Source organism: Vreelandella mediterranea (assembly GCF_970647075.1).
In genome coordinates, this window is record NZ_OZ310198.1 from 2,702,986 (window position 1) to 2,720,917 (window position 17,932).

At 58.7% G+C, this 17,932-nt stretch carries 14 protein-coding genes and 1 pseudogene; 7 read left to right on the forward strand and 8 right to left on the reverse strand.

Features of this window, described 5'->3' with window-relative positions; translation table 11 throughout:
• Positions 1-5: 5 nt before the first annotated feature.
• Together ACWFVE_RS12430 and ACWFVE_RS12435 are read right to left on the reverse strand one after the other, a co-directional pair.
• Complete coding sequence (locus ACWFVE_RS12430; protein ID WP_447529582.1) at positions 6-365, reverse strand: RidA family protein; 360 nt, start codon at positions 363-365, stop codon at positions 6-8.
• 58 nt (positions 366-423) lie between these two features.
• The gene (locus ACWFVE_RS12435) at positions 424-906 is read right to left on the reverse strand and encodes an Lrp/AsnC family transcriptional regulator (RefSeq protein ID WP_447529583.1); all 483 of its coding nucleotides are present in this window, start codon (positions 904-906) and stop codon (positions 424-426) included.
• A gap of 205 nt (positions 907-1,111) precedes the next feature.
• On the opposite strand from ACWFVE_RS12435, the gene ACWFVE_RS12440 reads away from it, so the two are divergent.
• The 3 genes from ACWFVE_RS12440 to ACWFVE_RS12450 all read left to right on the forward strand — a co-directional run bounded on the left by ACWFVE_RS12440 (position 1,112) and on the right by ACWFVE_RS12450 (position 3,663).
• Positions 1,112-2,800: a 2-isopropylmalate synthase gene (locus ACWFVE_RS12440; protein WP_447529584.1), complete on the forward strand. Its 1,689-nt coding sequence runs from the start codon at positions 1,112-1,114 to the stop codon at positions 2,798-2,800.
• Between the two features lie 72 nt (positions 2,801-2,872).
• Positions 2,873-3,271 (forward strand): fluoride efflux transporter FluC, encoded by a 399-nt coding sequence (locus ACWFVE_RS12445; RefSeq protein WP_447529585.1) that lies wholly within the window; start codon positions 2,873-2,875, stop codon positions 3,269-3,271.
• Positions 3,259-3,663 carry a fluoride efflux transporter FluC gene (locus tag ACWFVE_RS12450; RefSeq protein ID WP_447529586.1) on the forward strand — a complete coding sequence of 135 codons (405 nt, stop codon included), beginning with the start codon at positions 3,259-3,261 and terminating at the stop codon, positions 3,661-3,663. The genes ACWFVE_RS12445 and ACWFVE_RS12450 overlap by 13 nt, the downstream gene beginning before the upstream one ends.
• On the opposite strand, the gene ACWFVE_RS12455 is transcribed toward ACWFVE_RS12450, so the two are convergent.
• Positions 3,640-4,497: a universal stress protein gene (locus ACWFVE_RS12455; protein ID WP_447529587.1), complete on the reverse strand. Its 858-nt coding sequence runs from the start codon at positions 4,495-4,497 to the stop codon at positions 3,640-3,642. The two genes, ACWFVE_RS12450 and ACWFVE_RS12455, sit on opposite strands and share 24 nt — an antisense overlap.
• 31 nt (positions 4,498-4,528) lie before the next feature.
• On the reverse strand, positions 4,529-6,019 hold the full coding sequence (locus ACWFVE_RS12460) for a SulP family inorganic anion transporter (RefSeq protein ID WP_447529588.1): 1,491 nt from the start codon (positions 6,017-6,019) through the stop codon (positions 4,529-4,531).
• A 489-nt stretch (positions 6,020-6,508) separates the two neighbouring features.
• On the opposite strand from ACWFVE_RS12460, the gene ACWFVE_RS12465 reads away from it, so the two are divergent.
• Positions 6,509-7,777 carry a methyl-accepting chemotaxis protein gene (locus tag ACWFVE_RS12465; protein WP_447529589.1) on the forward strand — a complete coding sequence of 423 codons (1,269 nt, stop codon included), beginning with the start codon at positions 6,509-6,511 and terminating at the stop codon, positions 7,775-7,777.
• Positions 7,778-7,865: 88 nt separating this feature from the next.
• Here ACWFVE_RS12465 and ACWFVE_RS12470 read toward each other — a convergent pair whose 3' ends face one another.
• The gene (locus ACWFVE_RS12470; RefSeq protein ID WP_447529590.1) at positions 7,866-8,516 is read right to left on the reverse strand and encodes a peroxiredoxin; all 651 of its coding nucleotides are present in this window, start codon (positions 8,514-8,516) and stop codon (positions 7,866-7,868) included.
• Positions 8,517-8,663: 147 nt separating this feature from the next.
• Positions 8,664-9,358: pseudogene (locus tag ACWFVE_RS12475) on the reverse strand (haloacid dehalogenase type II).
• 213 nt (positions 9,359-9,571) lie between these two features.
• Between ACWFVE_RS12475 and ACWFVE_RS12480 the strand changes: the two are divergent.
• Genes ACWFVE_RS12480 through ACWFVE_RS12490 form a run of 3 tightly spaced genes read left to right on the forward strand, consistent with a single transcriptional unit; the run spans position 9,572 to position 14,612 of the window.
• Complete coding sequence (locus ACWFVE_RS12480) at positions 9,572-13,045, forward strand: class I SAM-dependent DNA methyltransferase (RefSeq protein ID WP_447529591.1); 3,474 nt, start codon at positions 9,572-9,574, stop codon at positions 13,043-13,045.
• Complete coding sequence (locus ACWFVE_RS12485; protein WP_447529592.1) at positions 13,027-13,791, forward strand: HipA family kinase; 765 nt, start codon at positions 13,027-13,029, stop codon at positions 13,789-13,791. Before ACWFVE_RS12480 ends, ACWFVE_RS12485 begins: the two co-directional genes overlap by 19 nt.
• Positions 13,788-14,612, forward strand: coding sequence for a DUF3037 domain-containing protein (locus ACWFVE_RS12490; RefSeq protein ID WP_447529593.1), 825 nt, complete (start codon positions 13,788-13,790; stop codon positions 14,610-14,612). The genes ACWFVE_RS12485 and ACWFVE_RS12490 overlap by 4 nt, the downstream gene beginning before the upstream one ends.
• A 149-nt stretch (positions 14,613-14,761) precedes the next feature.
• Here the strand turns inward: ACWFVE_RS12490 and ACWFVE_RS12495 are convergent, their stop codons facing one another.
• Together ACWFVE_RS12495 and ACWFVE_RS12500 are read right to left on the reverse strand one after the other, a co-directional pair.
• Complete coding sequence (locus ACWFVE_RS12495) at positions 14,762-16,195, reverse strand: aminotransferase (RefSeq protein WP_447529594.1); 1,434 nt, start codon at positions 16,193-16,195, stop codon at positions 14,762-14,764.
• Positions 16,196-16,265: 70 nt separating this feature from the next.
• Positions 16,266-17,762, reverse strand: coding sequence for an NAD-dependent succinate-semialdehyde dehydrogenase (locus ACWFVE_RS12500; RefSeq protein ID WP_447529595.1), 1,497 nt, complete (start codon positions 17,760-17,762; stop codon positions 16,266-16,268).
• Between the last annotated feature and the right edge of the window lie 170 nt (positions 17,763-17,932).

The following is a 17,932-nucleotide window of genomic DNA, read 5'->3' on the forward strand; positions in this document are numbered from 1 at the left end:
GAGCGCTACTCGCCCACCGCAGCGGTTACGGTAATTTCCACTTTGAGCTCCTCGGAAGGCATCGCCGCGCACACGCAAGTGCGCGCCGGGGCGTAGCCTTCCGGCACCCAGGCGTCCCACACCGCGTTCATGGCCGCCACGTCACCGCCCTCCTTGAGATACACCGTGGCGCTCAAAAGCTGCTCGCGGCTGGAACCGATCTCCTTTAGCAGCGCATCGACGCGCTCGAGCATGCTTTGCGTCTGCTCGGTAATATCGCCCTGGCGGGCGTCGGGGCCTGCCACCTGGCCGCACAGATACGCCACCCCTTGATGGATGACCGCGCGGCTCATGCGTGCTTTGGTATCGTGGCGCTCGATCGACATGATTTTTCTCCTTGAAACGGTTTGAGAAGAGTTTGAGAGTACTGGGTGACGGAGCCCATCAGGGGCGGGTGGAGACCGGGCGGTGCTCGAACACCCGGCGCAGCACGAAGCTCGTGTGCGCCCCGGTGACGCCTTCGATACGGTTGATAACACGCAGCAGCAGGTGCTGGTACTCGTCCATATCACGAATCAGAATCTTGAGCTGAAAATCCGCGGCCTGGCCGGTGATGATCAAACACTCGATGACGTTGGGGATCTCGCGGACGTGGCGTTCGAAGTTATCGAAGCGCTCCTGGGTATGCTGGTCCATGGCGATATGCAAAAGGACCATCAGGTCGTACCCGAGCTGGCGGGCATCGACCTCGGCGCGGTAGCCTGTGATCAGGCCGTTTTCTTCCAGCGCGCGTACCCGGCGAAGACACGGTGAAGGCGAAAGCCCGATCCGTTCGGCGAGCAGCTGATTGCTGATGCGCCCCTCCTGTTGAAGCACATCGAGAATATGCCGGTCATAGCGATCGAGCTCTAACGGAGTCGGCAACATCGGCTATCTCCTGCCGTAAAATAGAGTTTTAAAGATAGTTTCTGCCAATTATCCGCGCAAGTCCTCTTGATTAGCAATAATCTTCTACGGCTGCAGCGCTATACTGGTGCTATCGTAAAAGCCCGGCGTCGGGGCCGCTGTGATCCAGAAGCCCAGTGTTCGCCAGGCCTTGCTCATTTTTCCGAACAACCGTCAGGAAGCGTTTATGTCCGCCTTCGATCATCGCAAATACCGCCCTGCCCCCCGCGTTCCCGCGTTCAACCGCACGTGGCCGGACCAGGATCTCGAGCGCGCGCCCATTTGGGTGAGCGAGGACCTGCGCGACGGCAACCAGGCGCTACTCGAGCCGATGAGCGTCGAGCAGAAAAAGCGCTTCTGGCACCAGATCGTCAAGGTCGGTATCAAAGAAGTGATGGTCGGCTTCCCCTCGGCAAGCCAGCCGGATTTTGATTTCGTGCGCTGGCTGATCGAGGAGGACCAGATCCCGGAGGACGTGACCATCGCCGTGCTGGTGCAGTGTCGCGAGCACCTGATAGAGAAGACGTTCGAGTCGCTCGTTGGCGTGAAGCGCGCGATCATCCACCTCTACAACTCGACGTCCACCGTTCAGCGCGAACGGGTCTTCGAGATGGACCGCGGTGGCATTACCGATATCGCCGTGCAGGGCGCGACTTGGGTGAAAACCTATGCGGCCAAGTACCCGGATGTCGACTGGCGCTTTCAGTACTCGCCGGAGAGCTTCTCGAGCACCGAGATCGACTTCTCGCTGGCGATTTGCGAGGCGGTCATGGACGTGTGGCAGCCCACCCCGGACAACCCCTGCATCCTGAACCTGCCCACCACTGTGGAAGTGGCCGGCCCCCATCATCACGCCGACCAGATCGAGTATTTCTGCCAGCACATCAGCCGGCGCGACAGCGTGATCATATCAATACATACCCACAACGACCGGGGCGGCGCGGTGGCCTCCGCGGAGCTTGCGCTGCTGGCCGGCGCGGACCGAGTCGAAGGCACACTTCTGGGCAACGGCGAGCGCACCGGCAACATGGATATCGTGACCCTGGCCATGAACCTCTACAGCCAGGGGATCGACCCCATGCTCGATCTCTCCAACCCGGACGAGATCATCCAGGTGGTCCACGAGTGCACGGGCATTACCATGCACCCCCGCCACCCCTGGGTCGGCGAGATGGTCTATACCGCGTTTTCCGGAAGCCATCAGGATGCGATCCGCAAGTCGCTCAAGCACCAGAAGAGTGATGAGCCCTGGCAGGTGGCGTACCTGCCCATCGACCCCCACGATATCGGCCGCGACTACCAGGCGGTGATCCGCGTGAACAGCCAGTCCGGCAAAGGCGGCATGGCGTTTTTGCTGGAGCGCGACTACGGCATCAACCTGCCGCGCTGGATGATGCTGGCGCTGGCCCCCTACGTTCAAAAAGAGAGCGAAGTGCGCAACAGCGAGCTCTCCAGCGAAATGGTTCGCCAGGTGATGTTCGATCATTTCAGCCACCCGGCGCCGCTGGCCCTGGCGGATTACCGCCTCTCCAGGGGCCAAAACGAAGGTATCGAAATCACCCTGTGGGAAGGTTCGCAAACGCTGCGACTGTCGGGTACCGGCAACGGCGCCATGTCCGCCTTTACCGATGCCTGGCATAAGCACTCCGGCAGCCACGTGGCGATCGTCGACTACAGCGAACACTCCCTCGGCGGCGACAGCGAAGCCAACGCCATTGCGTTCGTGCAGCTCAATGTCGACGGCCAGCGCATCTGCGCCTTCGCCGAAGATAGCGACACGGTCAGCGCCTCGCTGAAAGCGCTGCTTGCGGGCATCAACGCCTCGCTCGAATCCGGTGCCAACACCCCCGCCCCAGCGGACAACGCTACGGCCTGAACCCATTGTCCAGGGCCCGCCGCCGCGGGCCTGTTATACTCTCTCCGATGACGCCTTTGACGAGAGGAATCGATGGGGCAAGGACTGATCAACGTGACACTGCTGGCCCTAGGCGCCGGGCTTGGCGGCATGGGGCGTTTCGCCGTCGTCAACCTTGCGGCAAGGCGTTGGGGGCCGGGGTTTCCCTGGGGCACGCTGCTGGTCAACACAAGCGGCGCCCTGGCCGCTGGCGGCCTGCTGGGCCACTACGGCTTCGAGCATCTTTCAAGCTCCCCGCTCGGCCTTATGTTGGTCGCCGGATTGCTCGGCGGCTACACCACCGTTTCCTCGCTTAGCCTACAAACGCTTTCGCTTTGGCAAAACCAGCGCCGTCTGGCGGCGGTGGCCAACCTTATGGGCACACTTGCCCTGGGGCTACTGATGGCGGGAGTGGGCTGGTGGCTGTCGGGAGGTGGCGTGTGGCAGGCGTAAAAGCGTACCTGGCGGTGGGGTTGGGTACCGCGCTTGGCAGCGTTTGCCGCTACGGCGTTTCGCTCTGGGCGCTGGCCGCGCTGGGCGGCGCCTTTGCCTGGGGCACGCTAATCGTCAACGCGTCAGGATCACTTTTGATAGGCTGGCTTGCCACCCAAGCGTCGCACCGGGGCGAAAGCGTCTGGGCGCGCCTGCAGCCCATGCTGGTGACGGGTTTCTGCGCAGGTTTTACGACCTTTTCGCTGTTCAGCCTGGAAGTGCTTTCACTGCTTCAAAGCGAGCCCGGGCTCGCCCTGCTCTACGTTTCGCTCAGCCTGGTCATGTGGCTTTGTGGCGTAGCGCTGGGCGAGCGGCTGTCACAGAGGCGTTTAGCGAAGAACCAGAACCGGTAACTCGCTTTGACGCAGCATTCTTGTCGTCGTGCTGCCCACCAGCAGGTGGCGGATGCGCGAATGCCCGTAGGCCCCCATGACCAGCAGATCGATGCCGTGCTCCCGCTCGTAGGTATCGAGCGTCTCATCGACCTCGCCTGCGCGAATGGCGCCCAGCGCCTCGTGACCCGCGTCACGAAGCGTGGTCAGCGCCCAGTCGAGCTGAGAGCGATTTTCCGCCGTCTCGGCCCCGGTGATCAGCACGTGGCACTCGCAGCCGGTAAACAGCGGCGAGCGGGCCAGCATGTCCACCCCCTTGCGGGCCGTCTTGCTGCCGTCAAAGGCGATCAGCACCTTTTGGGGCTTTTTGAAACCGGCCGGAACCATGAGGACAGGACGGTGCATCTCGCGCACCACGCGCTCGAGATTGGCGCCCAAATGATGGCTGGCCTGATGCGCGGTTTCACCGCGTTTGCCCACCACCACCAGCCGCGTCTCGTTTTCGAGCCCGACCAGCGTCTCCACCAGCGTGCCGTTCAACTGACGCACGGCGGGGTCGGTCACGCCCTTTTCAACGGCGCGTGTCTGGGCGGCTTCCAGCATTAGCCGCCCCTGTTCCCGGTTTATCCTGGCGCGCTGCTCATCGAGGGTAGAGAGCTCTTCCATCAGGTGCTCGCGGGCACCAAAACGCAGGTTGCCGGAAAGATCCTGTTCGCTGGGGGCCGTGGAGTGATTGTCGACCACGTGGACGAAACTCAGCGGCGCGTTCAACGCCCGGCTCGCCCAGGCGGCGTAATCGCAGACGCCCTCTGAAAATCGGGAGCCGTCGATAGCGGCAACGACGTATTCGGTCATGCTGTTCTCCTTGTTCGTCAGTGGCCGTGCATCAATGGCCGCCCATCAGTTTCTCGACGGCCTGGGGGTCGTTGTGCACCGCGTAACGGTCGACCACCGTGGCACTGGCTTCGCTCAACCCTCTCAGTTCCACCTCGGTCCCTTCGCGGCGAAACTTGATCACGACGCGATCGAGGGCCTGTACGGCGGTCACGTCCCAGAAGTGCGCACGGGATAGATCGATCGTCACCTTATCCAGGCTCTCCTTGAAATCGAACGCCGCTAAAAAGCGCTCGGAAGAGGCAAAGAATACCTGGCCGACTACCTGATACTCGCGTGCACGCCCTGCCTCGACCTCGGTCGAGCCGATATACATGATGTTGCCCACCTTGTTGGCGAAGAACAGCGCCGCCAGCAGCACGCCGACGAATACGCCAAGCGCCAGATTGTGGGTACCCACGGTCACGGCCACGGTAGCCAGCATCACGATATTGGTGCTCATGGGATGCTTTTTCAGATCGCGAATCGACTCCCAGCTAAAGGTACCGATCGACACCATGATCATCACCGCCACCAGCGCCGCCATGGGAATCTGCGAGACCCAATCGGAAAGAAATACCACCATTAAAAGCAGCACAACGCCGGCAATCAGCGTGGAAAGCCGGGTACGCCCGCCGGATTTGATGTTGATCACCGACTGACCGATCATCGCGCAGCCGGCCATGCCACCGAGAAGACCCGCGCCGATGTTGGCCGCGCCCTGCCCCTTGCACTCACGGTTTTTGTTGCTTGGGGTATCGGTCAGATCATCGACGATGGTCGCCGTCATCATCGATTCCAGAAGGCCCACGACCGCCAGCATGATCGCGTAGGGGAAAATGATGGTCAGGGTTTCAAGGGTCAACGGTACATTCGGCCACAAGAAGACCGGCAGCGTATCGGGTAGCTCGCCCATATCGCCGACCGTGCGAATCTCCATGCCGCTTACCATGTACACGATGGTCAGCACCACGATGCACACCAGCGGCGAGGGCAGCGACTTGCCGATAGCGGGCAGGTAAGGAAACAGGTAAATGATGCCAAGCCCCGCCGCGGTCATGGCGTAGACGTGCCAAGTGACATCGGTAAGCTCCGGCAGTTGCGCCATGAAGATCAGAATCGCCAGGGCGTTGACGAAGCCCGTCACCACCGAGCGCGAGACGAAGCGCATCAGTTCGGCAAGCTTCAGATAACCGGCCGCGATCTGCAGGACACCGGTCAGCAGCGTGGCCGCCAGCAGATACTCGAGGCCATGCTCGCGCACCAGTGTCACCATCAGAAGTGCCATGGCGCCGGTGGCCGCCGAGATCATACCCGGGCGCCCGCCGGTAAAGGCGATGATCACCGCGATACAAAACGAGGCGTAGAGCCCCACCTTGGGGTCCACCCCGGCAATGATCGAAAAGGCGATCGCCTCGGGGATCAGCGCAAGCGCCACCACTATTCCCGAAAGCGAATCGCCTTTGATGTTTGAAAACCATTCGTGCTTGCTAAAAAGCGCCATACCCATATCCTGGTCAAAAATGTGCTGAATTATTCACTACACGCCACAGACACGCGAAAACGCGTCGTCCGGGGGCGACAAAACACGGCTAGAAGCCGCAAGGAGGGGGCATAACGCTAGGGTGGAAGGATCTTCCAACGCAGTTTGAAGGACATGGACGGCAACTATCTTGAACTAAAAATTGAGCGATAAGCCCGGATAGAGCTTTCGCCTGGGCGGTGGATTATAGCAAGCAAGCCTTCGATTGCCACCCACTATTAGTCAACTTCTATATTGGATGTAGTAAACCACTATTAGCCAAACGAAGAGCAAAGCAGGATGATGGTCACACTCCCCCGTCCACTATCGTCTACGCACCTGCTCACGCGCTTTCACAAAAAATAGTTAGACTTTGGCTACTTTCGCACTAGTATAATCCGATAAAAGTTGTATGAAAAACGTACAATTCAAAAATATTTGTACAATCATGAAGCTCACCGAGAAGCCACCATGCTCGCTTACATCACACACTCCGCCCTACCCGCGGCGCTGCAGGAACATACTGCCAGCATCCATTTCACCCCGGAGGGCATTATCGAAGATGCCAGTCCCCTCTTTCTGGAAAAGGTCGGCTACTCTCTCGAAGATATCGTCGGCCAACACCACAGCATCTTCTGCGCCCAGGAAGAGGTCGGCTCCCCCGACTACCGGCGCTTCTGGGCAGCTCTTGTCAACGGCGAGTCCCAGCAGGGCAGCTTTCGGCGTATCAGCGCGACCGGTGAGGATGTCTGGCTCGAAGCGATCTACCTGCCGGTGAGAAATCGCCGTCACAAGGTGGTCAAAATCATCAAGATCGCAAGCGACATATCCACGCAGCACGAGTCGGCAGAGAGCCAAAGCGCGGTGCTGAAAGCGCTGGACAGCTCCATGGCGGTCATCGAGTTCACCCCGGATGGCACTATCCTCAATGCCAACGTCAATTTCGAGCGCACCATGGGGTATAAAAGCGGCGAAATCACCGGCCAGCATCACCGTATTTTCTGCACGGCGGACTTCGTTCCCCAGCTCGCGGTGTTCTGGGGCGAGCTTGCTAGCGGCCAGTTCAAGCAGGGTAAGTTCGAGCGACTCAACAGCCGGGGCCAGAGCATCTGGCTGGAAGCGACCTATAACCCGGTTTTCGATAGCAAAGGCAACGTCATCAAGGTCGTCAAGTTCGCCACCGACATCACCTCGGCCGTTCAAGAGAACGAGGCTGCCCGGCGCGCGGTGCTCAACGCCCAAAGCACGTCAAGCCAAACCGAACAGATCGCCCAAAACGGCCTGACGCACTTGCAGAAGGTGGTCGAGGAGTCCCGACACGCGTCCAAAACTCTGGAAGATGCCCAGGCATTGATGGCCGCGCTCAACCAACAGGCGCAAACCATCAATAACATCACCGCATCCATCGCCAAAATTGCCAACCAAACCAATTTGTTATCGCTCAACGCTGCGGTAGAAGCGGCCCGAGCCGGCGAACAGGGGCGTGGTTTCGCCGTAGTCGCCAACGAAGTACGCCAGCTGGCCAAAGGCTCGAGCGAAGCCGTGGCAGAGATCACGCGCGTGCTCAAGGAGAACAGCGACCTGGTCGAGCGCACGAGCCTGGCCGTTCAGCAGGTCGTCGAGCAGGGTAAAAACAGCCAGATAAGCGTCGGCGAGATCGAGACCATCGTCAACGAGATTCTCACCGGTGCCCGAGGCGTCTCCAACTCGGTGGATCAGCTCGCCCTGCAGCCCGCGTAAGCGACCCTGCGGGTATAGAAAAAGGCGGCTAATCGCCGCCCTTCTTCTTATCAAATGCCTGCCATCATTGCAGGCTTTTTTGTGCCCGTTATTTGAGGCGGGTCTTGCGCAGGTACGGCAGCACCGTATCGAACTCACCAAATTTTTCTTTGGCGTCTTCGTTGGAAACGCTGGGCGGAATGATAACGTCCTGCCCCACGGTCCAATCCGCGGGCGTGGCAACGCCGTGCTTGGCGGTCGCCTGCAGCGCATCGAGAGCACGCAGGATTTCGCCGAAGTTACGCCCGACCGTCATCGGATAGGTCATGGAGAGCTTCAACTGCTTGTCCGGGCCAATGATGAACACCGAGCGCACGGTGGCGCTATCCGCCGGGGTGCGGCCATCGGGCAGGTAAGCATCTTCCGGCAGCATATCGAAAAGCTTGGATACCTTGAGACCTTCATCGGCGATGATCGGAAAATCGACCGAACTTCCGCTGTAGCTTTCGATATCGCCCGCCCAGCGCTTGTGGTCGTTGACGCCGTCAACAGAAACACCGATCACTTTGGTGCCGCGCTTTTTCCACTCTTCACTGAGCTTTGCGACCGCGCCGAACTCGGTGGTGCAGACCGGGGTAAAGTCTTTCGGATGAGAGAACAAAATCGCCCAGCTATCGCCAATCCAGTCGTGAAAGCGAATGCTGCCCTGGCTGGTATCGGCTTCGAAATCCGGTACGACTGCATTGATACGTGATGACATCGTTCCTCCTCGGCGGGGCAAGCACCCCTCATAACGAAAATGACTTTTAGCACGCACACTATAGAACATTAAACGCTAATAGACCCAACCCCTGGCGGTCATGCCAGGCCGATTTTTTCGCTATATCACTATAGCGCCATGCCACTATCAGGCGCTGGTGTTCGCCTGGCTCACCATTCGCTTGGCCAGGTCGTCCAGGCCGGTCACGGTCATATCCGGCTCGATCCCCCAGGGGTCGAAGGGGGTATCCGAGCGACGGCGCACCCAGGCGCTTTTAAGACCGGCATGTTTGGCGCCGATCACGTCAAAGGGGTTGCTGGAAATGAGCCAGGTATGCTCCGGGCGGGTATCGAGCCGGCTGCGCAGGTAGGCGTAGACCGCGGGGTCGGGTTTGAAGCGCTTGATACGGTCGACGCTGACCATATCGTCCATATAGACGGTGACCCCGGCCCGGCCGAGCAGCGCCCCATGGCCTCTTCGGTGCCGTTGGAAAACGCCACGCAGCGTAGCCCGGCCTCTTTTAACTGGCCAAGCGCACCCGCCACATCATCGAAGGCGGGCAGCTCGCCGTACACGGCCATCAGGTGGTCGCAGTCGTTGTCGGAAAGGCCGGTTTGCATCGCGCGGTCGGTCAATACCAACGCCTTTTGCGTGCACTCGGCAAAATTTACGTAGGCGCCCATCAGACCAAAGCGAAAGCTGTACTCCAGCTGCTTCTCGCGCCAGCGCCGTGAAAATTCCAGCGCCTTGTCCGGATCCTCCAGGCGGTGTTTAAGCTCCTCGACAACGCCCTGGGTATCGATCAGCGTGCCGTATACATCAAAGGCCAGTACTGGTTGCATTGCGCACCTCGTTTCAAGAGTTCGAACCGTGCCTTTAGCGTAGCCTGCTCAGGTCAAAACAGAAAAGCCGCTACCCGAGTAGCGGCGCTTAATAACCATGTTTAAAGTGCTCATGCATTAAGTTCTTTACGGCGCATTGAGGCCAAAACTTTGCACTCGATAACAACATGGTAATATCTAATCCAGCTTAATATTGCTCAAAGGATGCTGTTGATGTTTGACGAACCCAATGCCGTTGCGGCTCCAGACGCTATCGAACTCTTCATTGACCGCTGGGAAGGCACGACGGGCACTGAAAAAGCCAACTATCAGCTATTTCTTTCTGAGCTATGCGCACTGCTTGAACTGCCCACCCCAAGCCCCGCCAGCAAAGATAACAGCGAAAATGCCTACACCTTTGAGCGCCGGGTGGATATTCAAAACTCGGACGGTAGCGAAAACCGCGGGTTTATCGATCTTTACAAGCGCGGAGCGTTTGTTCTGGAAGCCAAGCAAACCGGCAAGGGGCTGGAAACCAAAGGCTGGGACAAAGCAATGCAGGCGGCCTACAACCAGGCCGACCAGTACGTACGTGCGCTTCCCGCCACCGAAGGGCGCCCGGCGTTTATCGTGGTAACAGATGTTGGCCGAACGATAGCGCTTTACTCCGAATTTTCACGCTCCGGCGGCACCTATGTACCCTTCCCCGACCCGCGCAATTACCAGATAAAACTTAAAGACCTTCGCGAGCCCGAAGTACAGCAACGCCTCAAGGCACTCTGGGAGGCGCCGGATACACTAGACCCCAGCAAATACGCGGCGCGTGTAACCCGCGAGGTAAGCGCCAAGCTGGCAACGCTTGCCAAAAAACTCGAGACCGACGGTTTTGATGTCGATCGAGTAGCGCATTTTCTCAAGCGCTGCTTGTTCACCATGTTTAGCGAAGACGTGGAGCTACTTCCCAAGGGAAGCTTTACCGCGTTTTTGGAGCGCATGAAACAAACCCCAGAGCACTTCGCTGACGCCATAAAAGATTTGTGGGAAAGCATGAACAGCGGCGGTTTTAGCGGGGTGCTGACAGCCAAAATAATGCGCTTCAATGGCGGCTTGTTTAAAGGGATTGACCCGATACCTCTGACTGCCGAGCAAATTCAGCTGTTAGTGGACGCCGCTAAAGCGGACTGGCGCTTTGTAGAACCGGCCATTTTCGGCACGCTGCTGGAACGCGCTCTTGACCCCCGCGAGAGGCACAAACTGGGGGCCCACTACACGCCACGCGCGTACGTGGAGCGACTGGTCATGCCCACGCTTATCGAGCCCCTGCGCCAGCAATGGGCGACGGCTCAGGTCGTGGCGGAAACCCACAACCAGAAAGGTAAAACCGATAAAGCGCTCGCCAGCCTACGCGCCTTTCACCACACGCTGTGCCAAGTACGCGTATTGGACCCCGCCTGCGGCAGCGCCAACTTCCTGTATGTGGCGCTCGAGCACATGAAACGCCTGGAAGGCGAGGTGTTGAATTTGATTGCCGACCTGAGCGGCGGTCAGGATTCCTTCGATGCCGAAGGCCTTACCGTCTCGCCCCAGCAATTTTTGGGTATGGAGATCAACCCCCGCGCCGCCGCTATCGCCGAAATCGTACTCTGGATTGGTTACCTGCAGTGGCACTACCGCATTAACGGCACGCTCGACCTGCCCGAGCCGATCCTCAAGGATTTTCACAACATTGAAAACCGCGACGCGCTGATCGAGTTTGATAGCCGCGAGCCGCTGCTGGATGAACACGGCGAGAACGTCACGATCTGGGACGGCATCAGCATGAAGAAAAGCCCCGCTACCGGCGAGCTGATCCCTGACGAAACCGGCCGCACGACGGTCTATCGCTACCATAACCCCAGGCGCGCCGAGTGGCCGCAGGCCGATTATATCGTGGGTAACCCGCCGTTTATTGGTGCCTCTACCATGCGCCGCACGCTGGGCGATGGCTACGTCGACGCGGTGCGCAATGTATTTAAAGCCACCGTGCCGAAATCCGCCGATTTCGTGATGTACTGGTGGCATATTGCCGCCGAGACGGTGCGCACCGGCGGTGCGCAGCAGTTTGGCTTTATTACCACCAACAGCCTGCGCCAGACCTTTAACCGCCGCGTGCTGGAACCGCACCTGAACGATGCCAAAAAACCGCTCTCGCTGACCTTTGCGATTCCCGATCACCCCTGGGTAGATGGCAACGATGGCGCTGCCGTGCGCATTGCCATGACCGTGGGGCGCGCAGGGGAAGCACTAGGATTATTGCAGCAAGTAACAAACGAGGGCAGCGATGAAAGCCACGAAGCCCGCACGGTGGCACTTAGCCGCCGCGTGGGCAAAGTGTTTGCTGATCTGAGTATTGGGGCGGATGTGGCGGCGGCACAAGTCTTAGAGTCTAATAAAAACTTGACATTCCCTGGCATTGAGCCCCATGGCAAAGCTTTTGTAGTTACTCAACAAGATGCTAAGGATCTTGGCTTAGGCAAGCGTGAAGAACTTGACCTTCATATCCGCCCATATCTTAATGGGCGTGATTTAACTGGTAAGCCCCGCAATGTTCTTGTCATTGATCTTTTTGGCTTAAATATAGATGAAGTAAAAATTAAGTTTCCTGAAGTTTATCAATGGATAAAGGAAAGAGTTAAGCCTGAAAGAGATCACAACCCTCGTGCTTCTCGTAAAGAACGCTGGTGGCTATTTGGAGAGGCTTGCCCAAGATTCAGGGCAGCATTACCTCCTCTCAAACGTTATATTGCAACAGTAAAGACCTCGAAGCATCGTACTTTTCAGTATTTGAATGCTGATACACTACCTGACAGTAAATTGATTGCTTGCACAATTGAAAGCAACTCTTTTCTTGGGGTTTTATCCTCCCGTCCCCATGCCCTATGGGCAAACGTGTCTGGCAGCGCATTGGGTGTTGGCAATGATCCAACATATGTAAAAACCAAAAGCTTTGAAGCATTCCCCTTCCCTGATCTTACCGACGAGCAGGCCGCGCAAATCGGCCAACTCGCCGAACAGATCAACGCTCACCGCAAGCGCCAGCAGGCAGAACACCCCTCGCTAACCCTGACCGGCATGTATAACGTCATGGAAAAACTGCGCGCCGGTGCAGAACTCAATGCCAAAGAAAAAACCATCAACCAGCAAGGCCTGGTGAGCACCCTGCTGGCTGATCACGACGGCCTGGATCGTGCGGTGTTCAACGCCTACGGCTGGGACGACCTGGCCGATAAACTGGTGGGCCTGCCCGGGGCGACCACGCCTTTGCCGGATAAACCCGCCGCCCAGGCCGAGGCCGAAGAAGAGCTTTTAATGCGCTTGGTCGCACTCAACCAGCAGCGCGCTTTGGAGGAGTCGCAGGGCAAGATACGCTGGCTGCGCCCGGAGTACCAAGCGCCGGAAGAAACCGCGCCCACGCAAACCGAGCTGCAAGGCAGTACCAACGAGGCCGGCGCCCCGATCATCGACAAAACCAAAGCCGCCTGGCCTAAAGACCTTGCCACTCAAGTGACCCTGCTACGCGACATGCTCGCGACTCACCCTCACAGCGCAGAAACTCTGGCCGCTCAGTTCAAACGCAAGCCGCTTAAGGGCGTCAACGAAGTGCTGTCTGCCCTCGCCGCCCTTGGCCAGGCCCAACAAGAGGATGAAACGTGGCGGTTGGTAAGGTGACCATGATGCCCTGCATCGTCGAAGCCAGGGAGATACTGCGCCAATCAACGCAAGGCCGCACGAAGCCTTTCATTGTTCGCGACACGCAGGGTGATCAATATATCGTCAAGGGCGCAAGCGGTGTTGGCCCGCCCTCATTGGTCTCGGAGCTCATTTGCTCCGAATTGGCAAGGCGCTGCGAACTGCCCATTGCAGACTATGCATTGATGCGCTTTCCGGCAGGCATGCTGGACTTTTCCCTGGAGCCCGGCGCTTTCGATTTAAAAGGCGGCTTGGCGTTTGCGTCTAAAATAGTCCCTTACAGCCAGGACCTGACCTTCTCGCAAGCGGGCAACGTCAGTGAAGCGACCCAGCAACGGCTTTTGTTATTCGATATTTGGATCAACAATGAGGATCGTTGCCTGAGCAGCCAAGGCGGTAACGTCAACCTGCTTTGGAGCGAAACGCGTGGCCTGGTGGTTATCGATCACAACCTGGCGTTTGACCCTATTGATCGTACAGGCTGTTTTAACAATCATGTATTTAGCCACCAGCGTACTCATTTTGATGATTTAGAGGTTCGCGCGCGCCATGCGGCGGTGCTTGACGCGGCATTGGATGACTGGGATATGATCACTGATTCAATACCGTTAGAGTGGCTTCATCTCGATGTTGATGATGAGGCCACGGAAATACACCCCACCCTGGCAGAGCGTTTTGATTTACTGGCACGCCTACGCGACCCTTCCTTTTGGAGTCTGATATGAGCGCGATTATTTGTAACTACGCGGTACTGCGCTTTCAGCCCTATCTCGATACGGGGGAGTTCGCGAATCTGGGAATCGTCATGCTCTGCAATAACGGTGTATTTCTGCAGCGCGTTGAAACCGTTTCTCGAAAACGTATTACCCGCTTTTTCGATAAGCTGCCAGCCAACGTATTCACCCAGGCACGCCAGCAGTTTGTAACAGAACTCAAAAGAACCGTTGACCTGGCTAACCAGCACCAGGGGCAACCGGATGTACAAGCGCGCATTTTCAATGACCTGATAGAACCCCGTGAAGCGATGTTTCGTTTTAGCAAACCGGGGACCATCGCAGCCCAGCACCCAAAAGAAGCGCTGGATGAGCTGTTTAATCGCTATGTGCATCATGATTTCAAGAACGCTACATCATCCGAAGAGCTTCTTACCAGAAACGTAACGCATTGGCTCAAAGGTATTAATCGTCACTATGCGGAGCAAACGCTGGGCGACGATATAGTGCGTGTCAAACTGCCCTTTGTTTGGTATGAAGGCGGTCGTGTACGCCAAGCTATCAAGCCCATCAGCTTCGATCTGGATGACGCCAGCCGGATTATCGAAAAGGGCGATAAATGGTTGTCACATTTACGCCGCCTTGAGGCCTCTGAGCAGGGCCCTGAAGACATGGTGTTTATTAGCCAAGCCCCTATCACCGAAAACGACTTAAAAATTCGTGCCTATAACCAGATTCGCAGCGAGCTCGAAAACACGTATGCGGCTAGAGTTCTTCCAGAACAGTTAGGTCAATACAATATCCTGAAAGCCGTGATAGAACACGCCGCCTAGCATCGCTTTTAAACACGGTTAAGCACGGCGCTCTTACGCTGATAAGCCTTCAAAATACGGCTTCTCCCAACGTTAGTCTGTCTGGCACGACAATGCCGCTACATTTCGTAGCGGCATTGAAAGCAGCGGGATGAGGCGGCGGCAGCGCTTTAAACGGTAAACGCCGCTTCCTGGTCGCCGGTTTTGAGATCCCCCGAGCGGGTCAGCTCGTCGGTCACCCGGTCGACGGCGCGTTTGGTGCGCTCGATCACCTCATCCACCTCCTGGCGGTTGATGGTCAAAGGCGGTGCGAAGCCGAGAATATCGCCCTGGGGCATGGCCCGGGCGATCAGATTCTCTTCAAGCGCCGCGGCGGCGACCCGCGGGCCGACTTTCAACGCCGGGTCGAAGTGCAACCGCTCGCGGGCATACGGGGAGAACTCGAGGGCGGCCATCAGGCCCACGCCGCGCACGTCGCCCAAAAGCGGGTGGCCTTCGAACGTGGCCTTGAGCTGTTGCTGGAAGTAGCTGCCGGTTTCTGCGGCGTTACCCACCAGGTTCTCGCGCTCGATGATGTCCAGATTGGCAAGCCCAGCAGCACAGCCCAAGGCGTGGCCCGAGTAGGTCCAACCGTGGCCGATCGGGCCGAACTCACCGGTTCCCTGTTCGAGCACTTTCCACACCTTGTCGCCAACGATCACCCCCGAAAGCGGCTGGTAGGCGCTGGTCAGCCCCTTGGCGATGGTGACCAGATCCGGCTTCATGGCGTAGTGGTGGCTGCCGAACTCCGAGCCGGTACGGCCAAAGCCGCAAACCACTTCGTCGGCGATCAAAAGCACATCGTACTTATCGAGCACCGCCTGAATCGCCTCCCAGTAGCCTTCCGGCGGCGGCACGATACCGCCGGTGCCAAGTACCGGCTCGCCGATGAAGGCCGCCACGGTCTCCGGGCCCTCTTCGAGAATCATCGTCTCGAGCTTCTCGGCGCAGTACGCCGAGAATTCGCGTTCGGTCATGCCGTGCTGCTCCGCGGCGCGCAGGTAGTAATGCGGCGCTTCGGTGTGGCGAATGGTGTCGATGGGCAGATCGAAATGGTCGTGAAACGCCTTCAAGCCGGTCAGCGACCCGGACGCGATGCCGGAGCCGTGGTAGCCGCGCATCCGCGAGATCACCTTTTTCTTCTGTGGGCGGCCCAACACATTGTTGTAATAGCGCACGATCTTGAGCTGGGTTTCGTTGGCATCACTACCGGACATGCCGTAGTAGACCTTCGACATGTTCATGCCGGCGGCTTTCAGGATGCGCTCGGAGAGTTCGATCTGCGGCTCGTTGGCGTGGCCCACGTAGGTGTGGTAGTAGGAAATTTCCATCGCCTGCTTATAGATCGCCTCGGCGATTTCGGTGCGTCCGTAGCCGACATTCACACAATATAGCCCGGCAAAGCCGTCGATGAACTCGCGGCCATCCTTGTCGACGATGTTGATGCCCTGACCGCCGGTGATGACCCGGCCCGGGGCGTCGCCCTGGGCGAAATCCTTGAGGTGGGTCGAGGCGTGAAACGTGACCTTACGGTCACGCTCGATCAGATCCTGGTGCAAGCTCATGGCGTTCTCTCTGAAAAAAAACAACCTCCCCACAAGGGGAAGGTCTTGTTGATGGGTCGTCAGCCGTCACTTAGCTTCCGGAAACCGAGCCCAGCGCCCCGAGGCAGTAGTATTTGGTTTCGAGGTACTCGTCGATACCGGTGGTGCCGCCCTCGCGGCCAAGACCGGACTGCTTCACACCGCCGAAAGGTACCGGTGGGCCGGTCATTTTGACCGAGTTGACGCTGACCATGCCGTACTCGAGCGCGCGCATTAGTTTCCAGATGCGGCGGATATCGTGGGTATAGACATAGGCCGCCAGGCCGTACTCGGTGTCATTGGCCATGGCGATGACCTCGTCGTCGCTGGCGTAGGCCGTGATACCGGCAACCGGGGCGAAGTTCTCCTCGCGCCAGACCTTCATCTTCGGCGTGACACCGGTGAGCAGTACCGGCATGAAGTAGTTCTCGCCCGGCGCATCGTGCTGGTCGCCGGCCACCAGGGTGGCGCCCTGGGAGATCGCGTCGTCGACGATGGCGGCGGCTTTCTCCACCGCCTGGCGGTGAATCAGCGGGCCCAGGTCGGTCTCGCTGTGCAGCCCGTTACCCACGGTGAGTGCGGCCATGCGCTCGGTAAACTCGGCAACGAACGCGTCATGAATCGATTCGTGGACCAGAATGCGGTTGGCGGCGAGACAGTCCTGCCCGGCGGTCTGGAACTTGGCGGCCACCGCAGCATAAGCGGCCTCTTTCGGGTCCATGTCCGGGCCGACGATAAACGGCGCGTTGCCGCCAAGCTCCAGGGAAAGCCGCTTGACGGTGTGGGCGCTTTGCTCGATGAGAAGCCGCCCGACCCGGGTGGAGCCGGTAAACGAAAGCGCGCGAATGCGCGGTTCGCTGCACAGTATTTTGGAAACCTCGGCGGGCTCGCCCAGCACCACGTTGAAAATGCCGGCGGGAATCCCGGCGCGCTCGGCAAGCTCCGCCAGCGCCAGCGCCGAAAACGGCGTCTCGTTGGCGGGTTTGATGATCACCGGGCAGCCCGCAGCCAGCGCGGCGGCGGCCTTACGGGTGATCATCGCCAGCGGGAAGTTCCAGGGGGTGATCATCGCCGCGATCCCCACCGGCTCCTTGATCGTGCCAAGCGTTGCGTTGGGAATATGACTGGGGATGGTCTCGCCGTAGGTGCGTTTGCCCTCTTCGGCGAACCAACGTACGAAACTGGCCCCGTACTCGACCTCGCCCCGGGCGTCCGGCAGCGGCTTGCCCTGCTCCAGAGTCATGATCATCGCCAGGTCTTCGCGGTGCGCCTGGATCAGATCATACCAGGCAAGCAGACGCTCGCAGCGCTCGTCGGCGCGCAGCAGGCGCCACTGGCCGAAAGCATTTTCCGCCGCGTCCACGGCGGCGGTGATCTGGTGGGCCTCGAGAAGCGGAATATGGCCAATGGCCTCGTTGGTGGCCGGGTCGAGCACGGCCTCTTCGCGCCCGCCCTTGCCGTGGGTCCATTGACCGTTCACGTAGGCGTACTGGCGGAAAAGACGCGGGTCCTCCAGTCGTTTGGCAAGCGTTGTCGATAGCGTGGTCATGAACATCTTCCTTAAGCCGTCTCGTTTAAAGCACGGCCTGGCTGCGCGTGAACGATCGGCAGGCGACGCAAAACGTGTCGCCTGCTGTCATTCAAGCCTAAGGAAAAGCGCACACGAAGTGTTTTTGAAAACCCGCACATCGAACGGCCCTTTTTTTGCCAGGCCCTGCA